Raw genomic sequence first — 13,966 nt, forward strand, 5'->3', positions numbered from 1 at the left:
TTTATGACACGTTTGCTTGTTTAATAATTTCAACTATCAAATTTGGTATTTTGTTCAACTCATCTAGTGAAATCCGTTCATCGGTCGTATGGATATGTTCATAGCCGATACCTAAATTAACGGTAGGAACACCTTTATTAGAAAAATGATTGGCATCACTTCCCCCACCACTTTGAACTAAATGTACAGACCTGCCCAATTGCTGAACAGCTTTCATCGCGGTGTGTACAACAGGATCATTCTCGTCAAATCGATAGGATGGATACATAGACACTGTCCTAATATTTGTTTCACCTCCCATTTGATTCGCCACATGATCTAAAACAGTGGTCATATGCTCAACCTGTCTGTCTAGCTTGTCTCGCGATAATGATCTCGCTTCTGCTGATAACATGACTTGATCACAGACAATATTCGTCGGCCCTTTTCCTTCAAAACTTCCAATATTGGCTGTTGTCTCTTCATCAATCCTTCCTAGGTTCATTTTGGCAATGGCCTTTGCGTTATGCTTATGGCAGAAACTCCTTTTTCAGGTTGGACTCCAGCATGAGCTGATTTTCCAGTAATCGTTGCGAAAATCTTTCTTTGAGCCGGGGCCGTTGTGACGATATGTCCGACATCACCATCACTATCCAACGCATAACCATAAGAAACTGGTAATCGTTCGATAGAAAAATACTTAGACCCGATTAAACCAGATTCTTCACCGGTTGTAATCACAAAATAAATATCACCGTGTGTAAGTGACATTGATGATAATTGTTTAATGGCTTCAATCATAGCAGCTACACCCGCTTTATCATCTGCCCCCAGAATCGTTGTACCATCAGAATAAATGTAGTCTGTTTTCACTTCTGGTTGAATCTCTATCCCTGGTGTCACAGTATCCATATGTGCTGTAAAGAATATGGCTGGCTTATCTGGTTGATTAGCTGGGTAACGAACAATTAAATTACCAGCTTCGTGATCCGTGGTTTCACCTATTTCATCTTCAGTAACTTCCAATCCTAACTCAAAAAAAAGATTGATAAGATGATCTGCAATTTTTCGTTCATGTTTTGTTTCTGAATTAATTTTTACTAGATCGATAAACGTTTCGATTAATGATTGTTTTGTCATGTGCTACTCCTTATTTTCAAAACTCTTTGTATTTGCTTGTCGATTTCGTTTATACCATGTAAAATAGAGAATAGTAGTTGATAAGGGAGTGAAGATTGTGGCATCCAAGCGACAGAAAAAAGTAAAAATTATCGTTTATATTATGATCACACTGATGATATTATCAACCTTCACGTACGGGTTAGCCGCATTTACGAATTAAATTTTATTTAATGTTAGAAGAGAGACATTCGCTTCAGCCGAATGTCTCTCTTCTTTCTTTCATTTACACCTCTTGGCAGTGCTGATCAAACAGCTGTTGTAATTTGTTTACTACTTCTACAGGGCTGTGACCTTCAATTTCATCTCTCGGTATCATCTCAACAACTTTTCCATCCTTTAATAGACCAAAAGATGGCGAAGATGGTGGATATCCTTCAAAGTATTCACGCGCTCTTTCTGTTGCATCACGGTCTTGGCCTGCAAATACCGTTAATAAGTGCTCAGGTCTTTTATCATAATGAATGGCACTAGCCGCTGCCGGGCGGGCAACACCACCAGCACAACCGCATGTAGAATTCACCATTACTAAACTCGTTCCTTTTTGTGACAATGCTTCATCAACTTCCTCAGGCGTTGTCACTTCTTCATATCCAGCATCCGTTATTTCCTTTCTTGCCGCACCTACAATATCATCCATAAATAAATTAAATTCCATTTTCGCACAACTCCCTTATCATGAAAATCCTTACTTTTATCGTAACAATACGTTATTTACATTTCAATCAAAACAGCTTATTGAGCATCGACTTGGTAACGCACATACGGTAATTCAATTTTAAAAATCGTTCCATTACAATCCGACTTATATAATGAAATCGTTCCTTGATGATTTTCAATAATTCTTTGGACAACATTTAATCCTAAACCAGTACCATTCGATTTTGATGTGGAAAACGGCTCAAATAGGTCACTCTTCATTTCTTGTGGAACTCCTGGCCCATCATCTTCCAAATAAAGGGTGTATTGATCGCCTGAAATGACAGAGTATATTCGGATTTGACCATTTGACTGAATAGCTTCCATGCTATTACGAATTAAATTAAGTAATACTTGTTTTAATTGTCTAGCATCCGCTAAGATTGTTTCATCATTCAATTGGATATCAAAGTCAATATCTTTCGCGTGTAGTGAATTGGATAGCAATGGAATAAGATCATTTATCACGTCACGAACTTGTACGAATTCTGCTTCGGGTTCTTTTTGTTTTGACATTAATAACATTTGTTCAACAATCGAATATAGTCGGTCCATTTCTTTCATCATTAAATTAAAATTAAACCGTTGCAATTCTTGTGGTGACAACGCCTCTTTCATCAGAGACATAAATCCATAAATGACCGTTAGTGGATTACGAATCTCGTGCGCTGATGTTGCTGCCATTTCTCCCACTAATGCAAGTTTTTCTGATTGAACAATCCTTTTTTCCAACTTCGATGTTTCAGTAATATCAATGAAATAGAATATACGCCCTGATGGTAACTGATGTTCGTCTTTCAAAGTCACTTGTGAAACAAGAAAAACATAACTCTCACCATGAATGATCATATTTACTTTTTGATTGTGATAGTTTTCCTCAGAAAAGAATAACTTTATTAGCGGTTGTTCTTCCAAATTTTTAGAAATTGCTTCAGATGATAAATCAATGGAAGTTATCCCAAGTAAATTGGTCACAAATGAATTAACTGAATATTCATGGCTCTGACAATCGTAGGTAATAATCCCAATCGGTAATGAATTTAATATCTGCTCATGCTTTTGTTTATCCTTCATGATCGTATAAAACGACTGTTCCAAACTCTTTGACATTTGATTAATTGATTGGGTTAATTGTTCAATTTCAACTTGATTTGATCCTTCAACGGTTTCTCCATAATTACCACTTGCAATATCATCTACTTTATCAGCCATCGATTCAATCGGTTTGGTTATATTTTTACTTATTCGGTATGAAAAATAGATCGCAGTGGCAATCGCAATCACCGTAATAATAACAAGCAACCATATCGACTTCTCGATAATTTGCGGAAATGTATTCACATTGTCATAAAAATTATCATATTCCGCTTTTTGACCTCGTTCGATTTGATCCTTTAACTGATTCATTTTGGGTAGATATTCGGTATGAATGACATTTTTCGCTGCATCTTCATCTCCATATTCTAATAATCCACCGACTTTATTAATTATAAGAAAATCTAACAACTGCACTTCATTATCTAATTCTTCTAATGATTGAGGTAATTCATCCCCTTGTAACGAAGTTTCTTCACGACTTGAATGATTTTCTTTGTATTGATGAATAAAAGATGTATCCAATCCATTTTCTAACGCATTTCTTACCATCTCTTCTTTTATACTAAGTTCTCTATCCCAATTTTGATACCATGTCAATTTTGGCAGATTGGATTCACTCATCCGTTCGGTCACATCACTTACATCATCAATGGACTGAATGAGAAACAGTGAGAATCCACTAAAAATAAAGATAATGATAAGGAGGATTGTTAATAATTTATTTCGTAATGATAATTTTTTATAAAAATGCCTCATTCCATACACATCCTCATGCGAACAAATTCATTCAATTAACTATCATTTTGCGTTAACATTTCCTCTTTCTTTTCTTGAATTGTATCTCTTTCCGATTGACTAAACATATCTCCTAAAGGTGCCAAGCCATAAACGCCATCTTCTGAATCTAAATATATTTTATCACTTGGAATCCCATCTTCACTAAAATAATCTTCCAAAATAGATACATAGACTTGCTCGACATTATTGACTACGCTCGTTAACATCTTATTTTCTGCCATATATGATTGATCTTCTAAATATCCAATCAAATAAACATCGTGTTCTTTGGCATAATTCATAACAGCTTTATTATAGCCATTGCCCTTAGAATAGATGATGTCTGCCCCTTGCTCTATTAATTTCTTAGCCAGTCGTACAGCTCGATCACTATTATTCCGCGTATGCACAACTTCGTATAATAGTTTAATATCTGGATTCATTTCTTTAAGTCCTGTTGGAAAGCCCCAATTTTTATGTAGCTTATTTTCGACATCAATGAGTCCAACTTTGTTGGTTTCGGTTTTTAATGCTGCAGCTACTCCAGCAACATATTCGATTTCTTGTTGATCAAACGTATAAACAGCTAAATTAGAATTGTAATAATCGCCATGCACTGTGATAAATTGTGTCTCAGGAAATTCATTGGACAAGCGTTGAAAAGGCTCTGAGAATTCCCGTCCATGACCGATAATGATATCTGTACCATTCTGAATTGACGTTGTAATTTGGTTGTGTAAATCATTCTCTAAATCTACTTCACTATATAGATTGGTTGTAACATCAAATTGTTCTTTCATTAATAAGGTGCCTTTATATGCTAGGCTACCCCAACTTTGATCTGTTGTTACATCTGTTGTAAAAACAGCTACATGCGTATCCCTATCCTCTGTTGAATTCATACTCGTTAATATAACTGAAGATTTCCATATTAATGCAACAATAACGATAATAGAACATATCACGGTAATTGTTAAAATGGTTTTAAGTTGTTGATTGTTACGCATAATTATTCTCCTTATGGATACTATCATTTATATTATACATGAAAAATCAACATTTGCACACATATAATTACATGATTCCTTATATTTCGACAATCAAATTCGTCACGATACCGTGCTTCATATGAAACGACTTTCGCCCGTTATTTTACTTAAACCATTTTCAATTCATATTCTAGTAATAAATCCAGTAACTTCAACATAAGATGGATTATATGGTGAGTTAATTAGGAATGAAGGCAAAACGGAGGTGGGTGAACAATTGAATATAGATATCCTATCGCAATTCATAGGACAAGTTGAATGGATGATGCTGTTGCAATTAATTGCCATTGATATCGTCTTATCTGGGGATAATGCGTTGATTATAGCAATGGCTACTAAAAATTTAGACAAGCAATATCAAAATCGAGCCATTTTATTCGGTGTAGCTGGTGCGATTGTATTACGCATTGTATTTGCCAGTGGTATCGTTTTTTTACTAAAAATCCCACTCATTTATTTGGTGGGCGGCATGTTATTAATCTGGATTGGTTATAAAATTACTGTAAAAAAAGAAGAAACACACCATGTCTCCTCCCACTCTTCTTTATATCGGGCGATTTGGACAATTATTGCAGCTGATGCCATCATGAGCTTAGATAATGTCGTCGCGATTGCTGGAGCAGCTAGAGGAAATATCCCTCTCTTAGCAATTGGTGTATTAATCAGTATTCCGATTATGATATATGGAGCAAAATTTATCGTGGTCTTATTCGAACGATACCCAATGCTTATTTATGTCGGCTCTGCCATATTGGTTTATACAGGAGCTGATATGATCATTCATGATTCGGTGATGTTTCACTTGCTACAACTACGTGAAGGGATCATACCTATCTTGTTATCTTGTATTGTAACGATCGGTGTTCTCCTATCAAGTTACGTGACGAATCAACGACTGAACCAAAAGACATCATCAGCATCATAAATATTACTTTACTTGACTCGTTTTCCGATGTACTACTGGAATATTCCATTGCCATTTCACAGCTAGCATACGAATAACAAATGTAGTGAATAAACATAAATACAAACTTAGCACTGTAGGAATGGTTTGATACGTAACGAGTAAAACAATGGAGCCAGTTATGGATGCGACACCATAAATTTCTTTTCGAAATACAAGGGGGATTTCTTTCACAAAAACATCACGTAAAACACCACCGCCAATCCCTGTCACTAATCCCATCGAAATCACTAGAAATGGTTGTGTATAATCTTGCATTAAAGCCGCATTTGCACCAACAGCAGTAAATGACGCTAAGCCAATCGCATCAAAGAGAACCATATGGTTGTTGAACCGTTTGATTTTTTCATAAAATAAAATTGTCATGATGCAAGACAATAAACTAACCAAAAAATATTGTGGATCTGCTAGATTGGTAGGGGGAATATAACCAAGCATAATATCGCGGATGACTCCGCCAGCCAATGCTGTTGTTAGCCCTAGTAAAATGACACCAAAGACATCAAGCTGTTTTTTAATACCAATAAGTCCCCCAGAAATTGCAAAAGCAATCGTACCTATATAGACAAAAAATGTCATAAAACTCATTTCTTGTTCCCCTTTTTTCTTCTAAATAATTGAATGTGTTTGGGTGACAAAAAGGAAACCTTATACCGGTTTCCTTTTTCCCTTCATACAACATATAGTATACGTTTTACATACTTCCCTTGTAAATGCTGATTTAATAAATCGGCGTTGTTTCGCTAGATATGTTCTCCAATATAGATTTAACATGTGACATGAAATCACCACAAATCACGCCGTCTAAGACACGGTGATCAAGTGATAAGCATAAATTCACCATATCTCTAGCAGCAAACATATCATCTATAATAACGGGGCGTTTGACGATTGATTCGACCTGTAATATGGCAGATTGTGGATAGTTAATCACGCCCATCGACTCAACCGATCCAAACGAACCCGTATTATTGACAGTAAATGTGCCACCTTCCATATCTTCTGTTGTCAATGTATTGGTTCTTGCTTTTTGCGATAATTGATGGATTTCCTTTGCAATTCCTTTAATGCTTTTCTCGTCAACATTTTTGATAACAGGAACGTACAATTCGTGACCATGAGCCACAGCTACTGATAAATTAATATCATTGCGCTGAATAATTTTGTCACCAGCCCAACAACTGTTTAACTCTGGGAACTTTTTCAACGCTTTTGCGACAGCATTGAGGAAAAATGCAAAGTATGACAGATTGTATCCTTCATTTTCCTTAAAACGATCTTTTTCCGCATTACGATAGGCCACTAAGTTGGTAACATCTACTTCGATCATCATCCACGCGTGCGGTATCTCTGTAGTTGAACGAACCATATTTTGTGCAATAGTTCGTCGAAGCCCTGTGACTGGGATTTCCCGGTCACCTGGATTGGCTTCAATAGACCGCCGCTTAAATGTTGGTGGCGTATATTCTTCAATTGCTTCCTCTTTTGATATATCCGTTGCGTCCGTTTCATTAGGTGCTTTGTCCGTGTTTGTTTTTGGTTGTTGAACAACGTGCTCCATATCCTTACGCGTAATTCGTCCGTGTTTTCCTGTACCTTGAACCGTCGACAAATCAATGTTATTTTCCTGTGCAATTCGCATAACAGCAGGTGAGTAACGATGTTTCATTGATTGATCTTGTTCATTTGTTTCTTCTGTTGTTTGATTCTGAGGATCATGAACGATTGGTGACGCCCCAGATGCTTCTTCATTCGTGTCAATATAACAAATAAGTGTCCCTACTTCAACTGTGTCATTCTCTTTTGAAATAATTTCTTTTATATATCCTGAAAAAGTTGATGGGACTTCAGCATTCACTTTATCCGTCATCACTTCAGCAATCGGATCGTACTTCTCAATATAGTCTCCTTCTTTTACTAACCACTGGCTAATCGTACCTTCAGTTACACTTTCACCTAATTGTGGCATATAAATGGCTTCAGTTGCCAAATTATTTCCCTCCTTCTTACTTAAAACGACGCTAGGTCTCTGAGTTCACGTTCAATTTTTTCTGGATTCATCATAAATTCTTTCTCCAAGTTTGGCGCAAATGGCATCGCTGGAACTTCTGGTGCTGCTAACCGTCGAACAGGTGCATCTAAATCGAATAAGCAATGTTCATTAATGATAGCAGATACTTCACTAATGATACTTCCTTCTTTATTATCTTCTGTCACTAATAATACTTTACCGGTTTTTGATGCAGCAGCAATAATCGCTTCCTGATCTAACGGATACACTGTTCGTAAGTCAAGAATTTCTGTCGTTACCCCTTCAGATTCAAGTTTCTCAGCAGCCTGTTGAGCAAAATGCACACAGAGTCCATACGTAATGATAGTGACATCAGAACCTTCTTTCTTCACAGCTGCTTGTCCAATCGGCAAGATATCATCTGCCTCAGAAACGTCTTCTTTCAGTAAACGATAGCCGCGTTTATGTTCAAAAAATAGAACAGGATCCTCATCACGGATAGCAGCTTTTAACAAACCTTTAGCATCAGAAGGACTAGACGGCATCACGATTTTTAACCCAGGCTGATTGGCAAAGACAGCTTCAACAGATTGTGAATGGTAAAGTCCACCATGAACACCACCACCATAAGGAGCGCGAATGACAATTGGACAATGCCAATCATTATTTGAGCGATAACGTATTTTTGCAGCTTCTGAAATAATCTGATTCACAGCAGGCATGATAAAATCGGCAAATTGCATCTCCGCTACAGGACGCATTCCATACATCGCCGCACCAATACCAACGCCAGCAATAGCAGATTCAGCCAAAGGTGTATCAATGACACGTTCTTCACCAAATTCTTCTATCAAACCTTCCGTCGCTTTGAACACCCCACCTTTTACACCAACATCTTCACCCAATACAAACACTTTTTCATTCTGTTGCATTTCTTCTTTCATTGCTTGGGTAATCGCTTGTATGTACGTTAGAACCGCCATTATTTCGCCTCCTCTTGAGAATACACATAATGGGCTAATGTCGTTACATCTGCATACGATGCATTCTCTGCATATTCTGTCGCCTCATTAATTTCTTGTTTGATCTCAGCTTCCATTTCTGTTTCTTTTTCATCTGTTAGGATCTGTTGTTCTTTTAAGTACTCTTTAAATTGAATGATCCCGTCTTTTTCCTTTGCCTCATCCAATTCTTCTTCCGTACGATACATTAGATGATTATCATCACTTGAATGACCAGTCAAACGGTTCGATACGGTTTCAATTAAAGTCGGCCCTTCATGATGTAGTGCACGTTTTCTCGCTTCATCTACTGCCTTGTAAACTGCAAACGGATCATCCCCATCAACTGTAATTCCTTCCATTCCATAACCTAACGCCCGATCAGAAATTTTCGCACATGCGATTTGTTTATTTAGTGGCACAGAGATCGCATATTTATTATTCTCAACCATGAAAATAACTGGCAATTTCTGAACAGCAGCATAATTCAAGCCTTCATGAAAGTCCCCTTGATTTGTAGAACCTTCTCCCATCGTTACAAAACTAACCGCTTGTTTCTTTTCCATTTTACTAGCTAGTGCAAAACCAGCTGCATGCGGTACTTGTGTTGTTACTGGTGATGAGCCTGTGACAATTCGGTTCTTTTTTTGTCCAAAGTGATTCGGCATTTGACGACCACCTGAGTTTGGATCATCTGCTTTTCCATAAGCTTGGAGCATTAACTCTTTTGTCGTCATACCAAAATGTAAAACGACACCTAAATCACGATAATACGGCAGTGCGTAATCTTGATCTTTATCAAGCGCAAATGCTGCTGCCACTTGCGAAACCTCTTGACCTTGACAAGATACGACAAACGGTATTTGTCCCGACCGATTTAATATCCACATTCTTTCATCAATCCGCCGCGCGCGTAACATTTCTCGATACATTTCTAACAACAATTCATGATTTTCTACTAACTTATTTTGTTCGTTATCCATGAATATTCCTCCCTTCGGCCGCTAATGCAGCCTCTCCCAATAATTCTGATAGTGACGGGTGTGGATAGATGACTTCTGATAGTTCTAATGCTGAGCCATCAAAGTAGCGAGCCATACTTGCTTGTCCAATTAACTCAGTCACACCCTTTCCAATCAAATGAATGCCTAAAACATCATTGGTTTCTTTATCGACGATCATTTTGGCAAAACCTTTTGCATCCCCGTTTACATGCGCCTTACCAATCGCTTGTAAAGACGTTTTCGTTACATCGACCGAATAGCCCTGTGCCTTTGCTTCAGATTCTGTTACTCCAATACTTGCAACTTCTGGTTCACTATAAATACAAGTAGGGATATCCATATCCGAGAGATATGTTGGCTGTTGACCACTCATATGTTCCATGGCCACTCTTGCTTCATAGGTCGCAGCATGCGCTAGTTGTTTACCACCAATGACATCACCAATCGCATAGATATGTCCTTCTTTCGTTTGCATGTTTTGATCAACTTGAATAAAACCTTGGTCATCGAGTTGAACATCGGTATTTTCTAATCCAATTTTCATTGTATTTGCTTTTCTCCCTACCGAAAGCAATATGACATCAGAACTTAGCGACACGATATTTTCATTACCAGTGTTAACTTCGATCATGCACTGATCTTGAATTTGTAATGTTTCAGGAAGAACAGTTGAATCTGTATAGATATTAACACCCTTGTTTTTTAGCCGTTTTTTCATTTCAACAGCAATATCCGAATCAACACCTGGTAATAACTGGTCATTTTGTTCAATGAGCGTCACATTGACACCAACATCTTGATAAAATGATGCCCATTCAACGCCAATAGCTCCTCCACCGACAATCAAGATCGATTGCGGCAATTCATCTAACTCTAGGGCATGATCTGAAGTTAAGATCTTTTTCCCGTCAGGTTCCATACCAGGAATTGTTTTAGCAGATGAACCAGTTGCTATCACGAGTTGCTTCGGTATTAATATGTCATTTTCTTGCTCCCCATCATATGTAACGGAAACTGAACCTGCCATTGGTGAGAAAATGGAAGAGCCTAAGATACTGCCGTAACCATGATATACATCGATTTTTCCTTGATTCACTAGATGCTTAACCCCTTGATAGAGCGTTCGAACAACTTGGTCTTTTCTGTTTAATACTTGATTAAGATCAAGCGTAGGTTCACCTACCATTACCCCGAATTCATTGGCGTGACGAATTTCTTGGAATACTTCTGCACTCTTTAAAAATGATTTTGTTGGTATGCATCCTTTATGTAAGCATGTCCCCCCAAGCTTTTCCGCTTCAACGATTGCTGTTTTGAAACCTTGTTGTGATGCACGAATGGCGGTTACATACCCTCCGGTTCCACCACCTAACACGACCAAATCATAATCTATTGCCATAACGACACCCTTTCTATCATTTGCAAACTTACATATTCATTGCTTACTTATACGATAAGAATAAAATCTGCTGCTTGCACTATTCATCATATTTTTTCGGTTTTTCTTGGTTGCGCAAGACTCGTAACGTGCCTTGAGCCAATGCCATAAGTACATTCTCACCAGGATATTCATAAACATCAGCAATCCAACTCACTCGATGACTAATTAATTCAGTTAACAGTGGAATGTAACTTAAATTTCCCGTCAGAACAATGGCTTGGACATTGCCGTATAATACGGGGCTTAGTTTCCCTATTTCTTTTGCCACTTGATAAGCCAGCAATTCAATCACTGGAGCTGTGTCATCTCGATTGATTTCTAATTGTTCAATCACATCTTTTACTCGATTCGTACCTAAATAGGCTTGGATACCGGATTGATATATTACTTTCTCAAGTACTTTTTGTTTGTCATTGCCATATTCATCCATAAGATCCACTAATCCATGATTGGGCAAAGACCCTGCCCTTTCTAATGAGAAAGGCCCTTCTCCATCAAAACCATTATTCACATCTACAACTCTTCCATAACGATGGGCACCAACCGTAACGCCTCCTCCTAAGTGGGCAACAATGAAATTCATTTCATGATAATCACCACCAAGATCATTCGCTACTTGTCGAGCCATTGATTTTTGATTAAGAGCGTGAAAAATACTTTTTCTCTCAATTGACGGTAAGCCTGTTTTTCTAGCCAGATCCGCTAATTCATCTACAACCACAGGATCAACAATATACGCTGACACATTCAATTGTTGGGCAATCTCATGCGCGATCAGCGCACCAAGATTGGAAACATGTTCACCATAGTTTGCTGACCTTAAATCTTGTATCATCTTTGAATTAACAACATAAGTACCGCCACTGATAGGCTTTAACAGCCCACCCCGTCCGCATACGGCATCAATTTTTGAAAGATCTAAACCTATTTCTTCAACGGATTGTATCACGTCTTGTTTACGTTCGGTTAATTGATCTTGAATGAAATGATACTCCTTCCTCATTTGAAAAGGCACTTCAGTCTCAAACAAATTTTGTTCATTCTCAAAGATAGCTACTTTCGTTGAATAAACTAAAGGATTCACTACTAAGATACGATACATGCGTCTGAATCACCTAACTTCCCGATCAATCTGGTGCCGATCCATTTTGTAATATAAATTACGTATGGAAATACCAAGCGCTTTGGCAGTTTTGGTTTTATTATATTGATATTGATCTAATGCCTGTAAAATGTATTGCTTTTCATACTGGTCAACGGACGCTTGTAATGTGCATTGATCAGTATGAACTACCTTATTTTGATTAAATGCAAGTGAGGGAATATGTTCAGGTTGAATCACTTCCTCATTCTCAGCTAATCTCACAAATGTTTGACGCATCATCGATTCTAATTCTGCTACATTTCCCGGCCATCGATAGGTAAGAAATAACTTTTTCGTTTCATCTGATAAACATGTGACATTCTTATTTAACTCATCGTTCAATCGTTCAATGATGGAAGTTGTCAATGATTCTATGTCTTCTTTCCGTTCCCGTAATGGTGGCAAAGCAATTTGATATAGTTGCAACCGTTCAAGTAACGGTTTATAAAAGTTACTGCTCCACTGGTCCGCCAGCGATAAAGTGGTACCAAAAATCATATTCGGTCGCTGAGATGGCGTCGATTGGTCTAACCAATACAATATATTTTCTTGTGTTTTTATGGTTAATTCAGATAATTCATCAATATATATCGTTCCATTTGTATATTGCGTGAGCCATCCAGTATGATCTTGATCACCAAATAAATTTCTGATTTGATCGTTTCTTGATAATGATCTCGTGGCAATTTTAACAAATTTATTTCCACCCTGTTCGCTTTCAGAATGGATCACGCGTGCAAACATCGCTTTTCCAACACCCGTTTCTCCTCGAATGAGAATTGGAGATGTTGTTTTGGAAAATAGTTTCGCCTGCTCCTTCGCTATTAATATTTCTGAGCTTGTTCCGATGATATCCTCGTATTTATAGTTTTTTTCTAAATGTCGAATCACTTGTTTCATCTGATGTAACTGACTTTTAAATTGTTGATGTTCGTCAGTGATCAACATTTGGACAAAACCTAAAAGTTTCCCCTTTGAAAAAAAAGGCTCAATTTGCATCTTATAGATATTTTGTCCGTTAACGAATTGATCTTGATATCCCCGTCGTTGATGTAGAGCTTTCGTTAATTGAGCATGAATCTTTTTCATGTTGATTTGCTGATGACGAATTTGCTCCCATTCATGATTGGTATATCTTTCACTTCCATTAGAAGCTAGAATACGAACGGCAGCTTCTGACTGTTGTGTTATTGCATGGAGAGCTTGCTGACAAAACATATAATCCGTATGCTTTTCTACTTTTTGATTGAAATGGTTTGCCTCTTCGATGATTAAACCAATTCTATGTAACGTCCGATGTTCATCAAATAAAGGAAAATATGTGAGTAGTAATCGTTGTCCGTTCTCATTGGTTTGTTCCGTATGCAATTCTTTTCTACCTTGAACAACTTCTTCCAATGGTTGAAGTGATAAAAATGTACCAAATGGTTTGCCAATGAGTTCTTGCTCTTCGGTTGTATTCAATAACAACTGTGCTTGCCGGTTTGCTGAATATATTAAGTAATTTTTATCAATTAACATAAATCCCGATGGCGCTTTCGCGAAAAATTGATCGGTAATCTCTCCACTCATCATCTCATAATTGGTAGACACCACATCACACCCTGCATTAAATTTCAT

Annotated in this window: 14 protein-coding genes; 2 read left to right on the forward strand and 12 right to left on the reverse strand. The window is 37.5% G+C overall.

Features of this window, described 5'->3' with window-relative positions:
* Position 1: 1 nt before the first annotated feature.
* Positions 2-484 carry a M20/M25/M40 family metallo-hydrolase gene (locus tag J416_RS16560; protein ID WP_003466302.1) on the reverse strand — a complete coding sequence of 161 codons (483 nt, stop codon included), beginning with the start codon at positions 482-484 and terminating at the stop codon, positions 2-4.
* Positions 481-1,119, reverse strand: coding sequence for a M20/M25/M40 family metallo-hydrolase (locus J416_RS16565; protein ID WP_003466304.1), 639 nt, complete (start codon positions 1,117-1,119; stop codon positions 481-483). Before J416_RS16565 ends, J416_RS16560 begins: the two co-directional genes overlap by 4 nt.
* Positions 1,120-1,216: 97 nt before the next feature.
* Between J416_RS16565 and prli42 the strand changes: the two genes are divergently transcribed.
* The gene (prli42, locus tag J416_RS15690; protein WP_156809515.1) at positions 1,217-1,321 is read left to right on the forward strand and encodes a stressosome-associated protein Prli42; all 105 of its coding nucleotides are present in this window, start codon (positions 1,217-1,219) and stop codon (positions 1,319-1,321) included.
* A gap of 63 nt (positions 1,322-1,384) precedes the next feature.
* On the opposite strand, the gene J416_RS05000 is transcribed toward prli42, so the two are convergent.
* The 3 genes from J416_RS05000 to J416_RS05010 form a co-directional block, all read right to left on the reverse strand.
* Entirely contained in the window at positions 1,385-1,816 is a 432-nt protein-coding gene (locus J416_RS05000; RefSeq protein ID WP_003466307.1) for a BrxA/BrxB family bacilliredoxin, read from the reverse strand.
* 77 nt (positions 1,817-1,893) lie between these two features.
* Positions 1,894-3,711, reverse strand: a complete 1,818-nt coding sequence (locus J416_RS05005) for a sensor histidine kinase (RefSeq protein ID WP_003466310.1) — start codon at positions 3,709-3,711, stop codon at positions 1,894-1,896.
* A gap of 35 nt (positions 3,712-3,746) precedes the next feature.
* On the reverse strand, positions 3,747-4,739 hold the full coding sequence (locus J416_RS05010; RefSeq protein WP_003466313.1) for a BMP family ABC transporter substrate-binding protein: 993 nt from the start codon (positions 4,737-4,739) through the stop codon (positions 3,747-3,749).
* A gap of 259 nt (positions 4,740-4,998) precedes the next feature.
* Here J416_RS05010 and J416_RS05015 point away from each other — a divergent pair, with 259 nt between their 5' ends.
* Positions 4,999-5,706 (forward strand): TerC family protein, encoded by a 708-nt coding sequence (locus J416_RS05015; protein WP_003466317.1) that lies wholly within the window; start codon positions 4,999-5,001, stop codon positions 5,704-5,706.
* A gap of 3 nt (positions 5,707-5,709) precedes the next feature.
* On the opposite strand, the gene J416_RS05020 is transcribed toward J416_RS05015, so the two are convergent.
* The 7 genes from J416_RS05020 to J416_RS05050 all read right to left on the reverse strand — a co-directional run bounded on the left by J416_RS05020 (position 5,710) and on the right by J416_RS05050 (position 13,939).
* A complete protein-coding gene (locus J416_RS05020; RefSeq protein ID WP_003466319.1) occupies positions 5,710-6,333 on the reverse strand; it encodes a trimeric intracellular cation channel family protein in 624 nt (207 codons plus the stop codon).
* A 133-nt stretch (positions 6,334-6,466) separates the two neighbouring features.
* Positions 6,467-7,735: a dihydrolipoamide acetyltransferase family protein gene (locus J416_RS05025; protein ID WP_003466320.1), complete on the reverse strand. Its 1,269-nt coding sequence runs from the start codon at positions 7,733-7,735 to the stop codon at positions 6,467-6,469.
* Between the two features lie 20 nt (positions 7,736-7,755).
* Positions 7,756-8,739: an alpha-ketoacid dehydrogenase subunit beta gene (locus J416_RS05030; protein WP_003466322.1), complete on the reverse strand. Its 984-nt coding sequence runs from the start codon at positions 8,737-8,739 to the stop codon at positions 7,756-7,758.
* Positions 8,739-9,740, reverse strand: a complete 1,002-nt coding sequence (locus tag J416_RS05035) for a thiamine pyrophosphate-dependent dehydrogenase E1 component subunit alpha (RefSeq protein ID WP_003466324.1) — start codon at positions 9,738-9,740, stop codon at positions 8,739-8,741. The genes J416_RS05030 and J416_RS05035 overlap by 1 nt, the downstream gene beginning before the upstream one ends.
* A complete protein-coding gene (lpdA, locus tag J416_RS05040; protein ID WP_003466326.1) occupies positions 9,733-11,160 on the reverse strand; it encodes a dihydrolipoyl dehydrogenase in 1,428 nt (475 codons plus the stop codon). Before lpdA ends, J416_RS05035 begins: the two co-directional genes overlap by 8 nt.
* A 79-nt stretch (positions 11,161-11,239) precedes the next feature.
* Positions 11,240-12,304 carry a butyrate kinase gene (gene buk, locus J416_RS05045; RefSeq protein WP_003466328.1) on the reverse strand — a complete coding sequence of 355 codons (1,065 nt, stop codon included), beginning with the start codon at positions 12,302-12,304 and terminating at the stop codon, positions 11,240-11,242.
* A gap of 9 nt (positions 12,305-12,313) precedes the next feature.
* Positions 12,314-13,939: a sigma-54-dependent Fis family transcriptional regulator gene (locus J416_RS05050; protein ID WP_003466330.1), complete on the reverse strand. Its 1,626-nt coding sequence runs from the start codon at positions 13,937-13,939 to the stop codon at positions 12,314-12,316.
* Positions 13,940-13,966: the final 27 nt, after the last annotated feature.

Source organism: Gracilibacillus halophilus YIM-C55.5 (genome assembly GCF_000359605.1).
Classification (GTDB): domain Bacteria; phylum Bacillota; class Bacilli; order Bacillales; family Amphibacillaceae; genus Gracilibacillus; species Gracilibacillus halophilus.

Coding starts and splice junctions, on each gene's coding strand:
- J416_RS16560 (WP_003466302.1), bottom strand. CDS start 484: ATGAACCTAGGAAGGATTGATGAAGAGACAACAGCCAATATTGGAAGT.
- J416_RS16565 (WP_003466304.1), bottom strand. CDS start 1,119: ATGACAAAACAATCATTAATCGAAACGTTTATCGATCTAGTAAAAATT.
- J416_RS05000 (WP_003466307.1), bottom strand. CDS start 1,816: ATGGAATTTAATTTATTTATGGATGATATTGTAGGTGCGGCAAGAAAG.
- J416_RS05005 (WP_003466310.1), bottom strand. CDS start 3,711: ATGAGGCATTTTTATAAAAAATTATCATTACGAAATAAATTATTAACA.
- J416_RS05010 (WP_003466313.1), bottom strand. CDS start 4,739: ATGCGTAACAATCAACAACTTAAAACCATTTTAACAATTACCGTGATA.
- J416_RS05020 (WP_003466319.1), bottom strand. CDS start 6,333: ATGAGTTTTATGACATTTTTTGTCTATATAGGTACGATTGCTTTTGCA.
- J416_RS05030 (WP_003466322.1), bottom strand. CDS start 8,739: ATGGCGGTTCTAACGTACATACAAGCGATTACCCAAGCAATGAAAGAA.
- J416_RS05035 (WP_003466324.1), bottom strand. CDS start 9,740: ATGGATAACGAACAAAATAAGTTAGTAGAAAATCATGAATTGTTGTTA.
- lpdA (WP_003466326.1), bottom strand. CDS start 11,160: ATGGCAATAGATTATGATTTGGTCGTGTTAGGTGGTGGAACCGGAGGG.
- buk (WP_003466328.1), bottom strand. CDS start 12,304: ATGTATCGTATCTTAGTAGTGAATCCTTTAGTTTATTCAACGAAAGTA.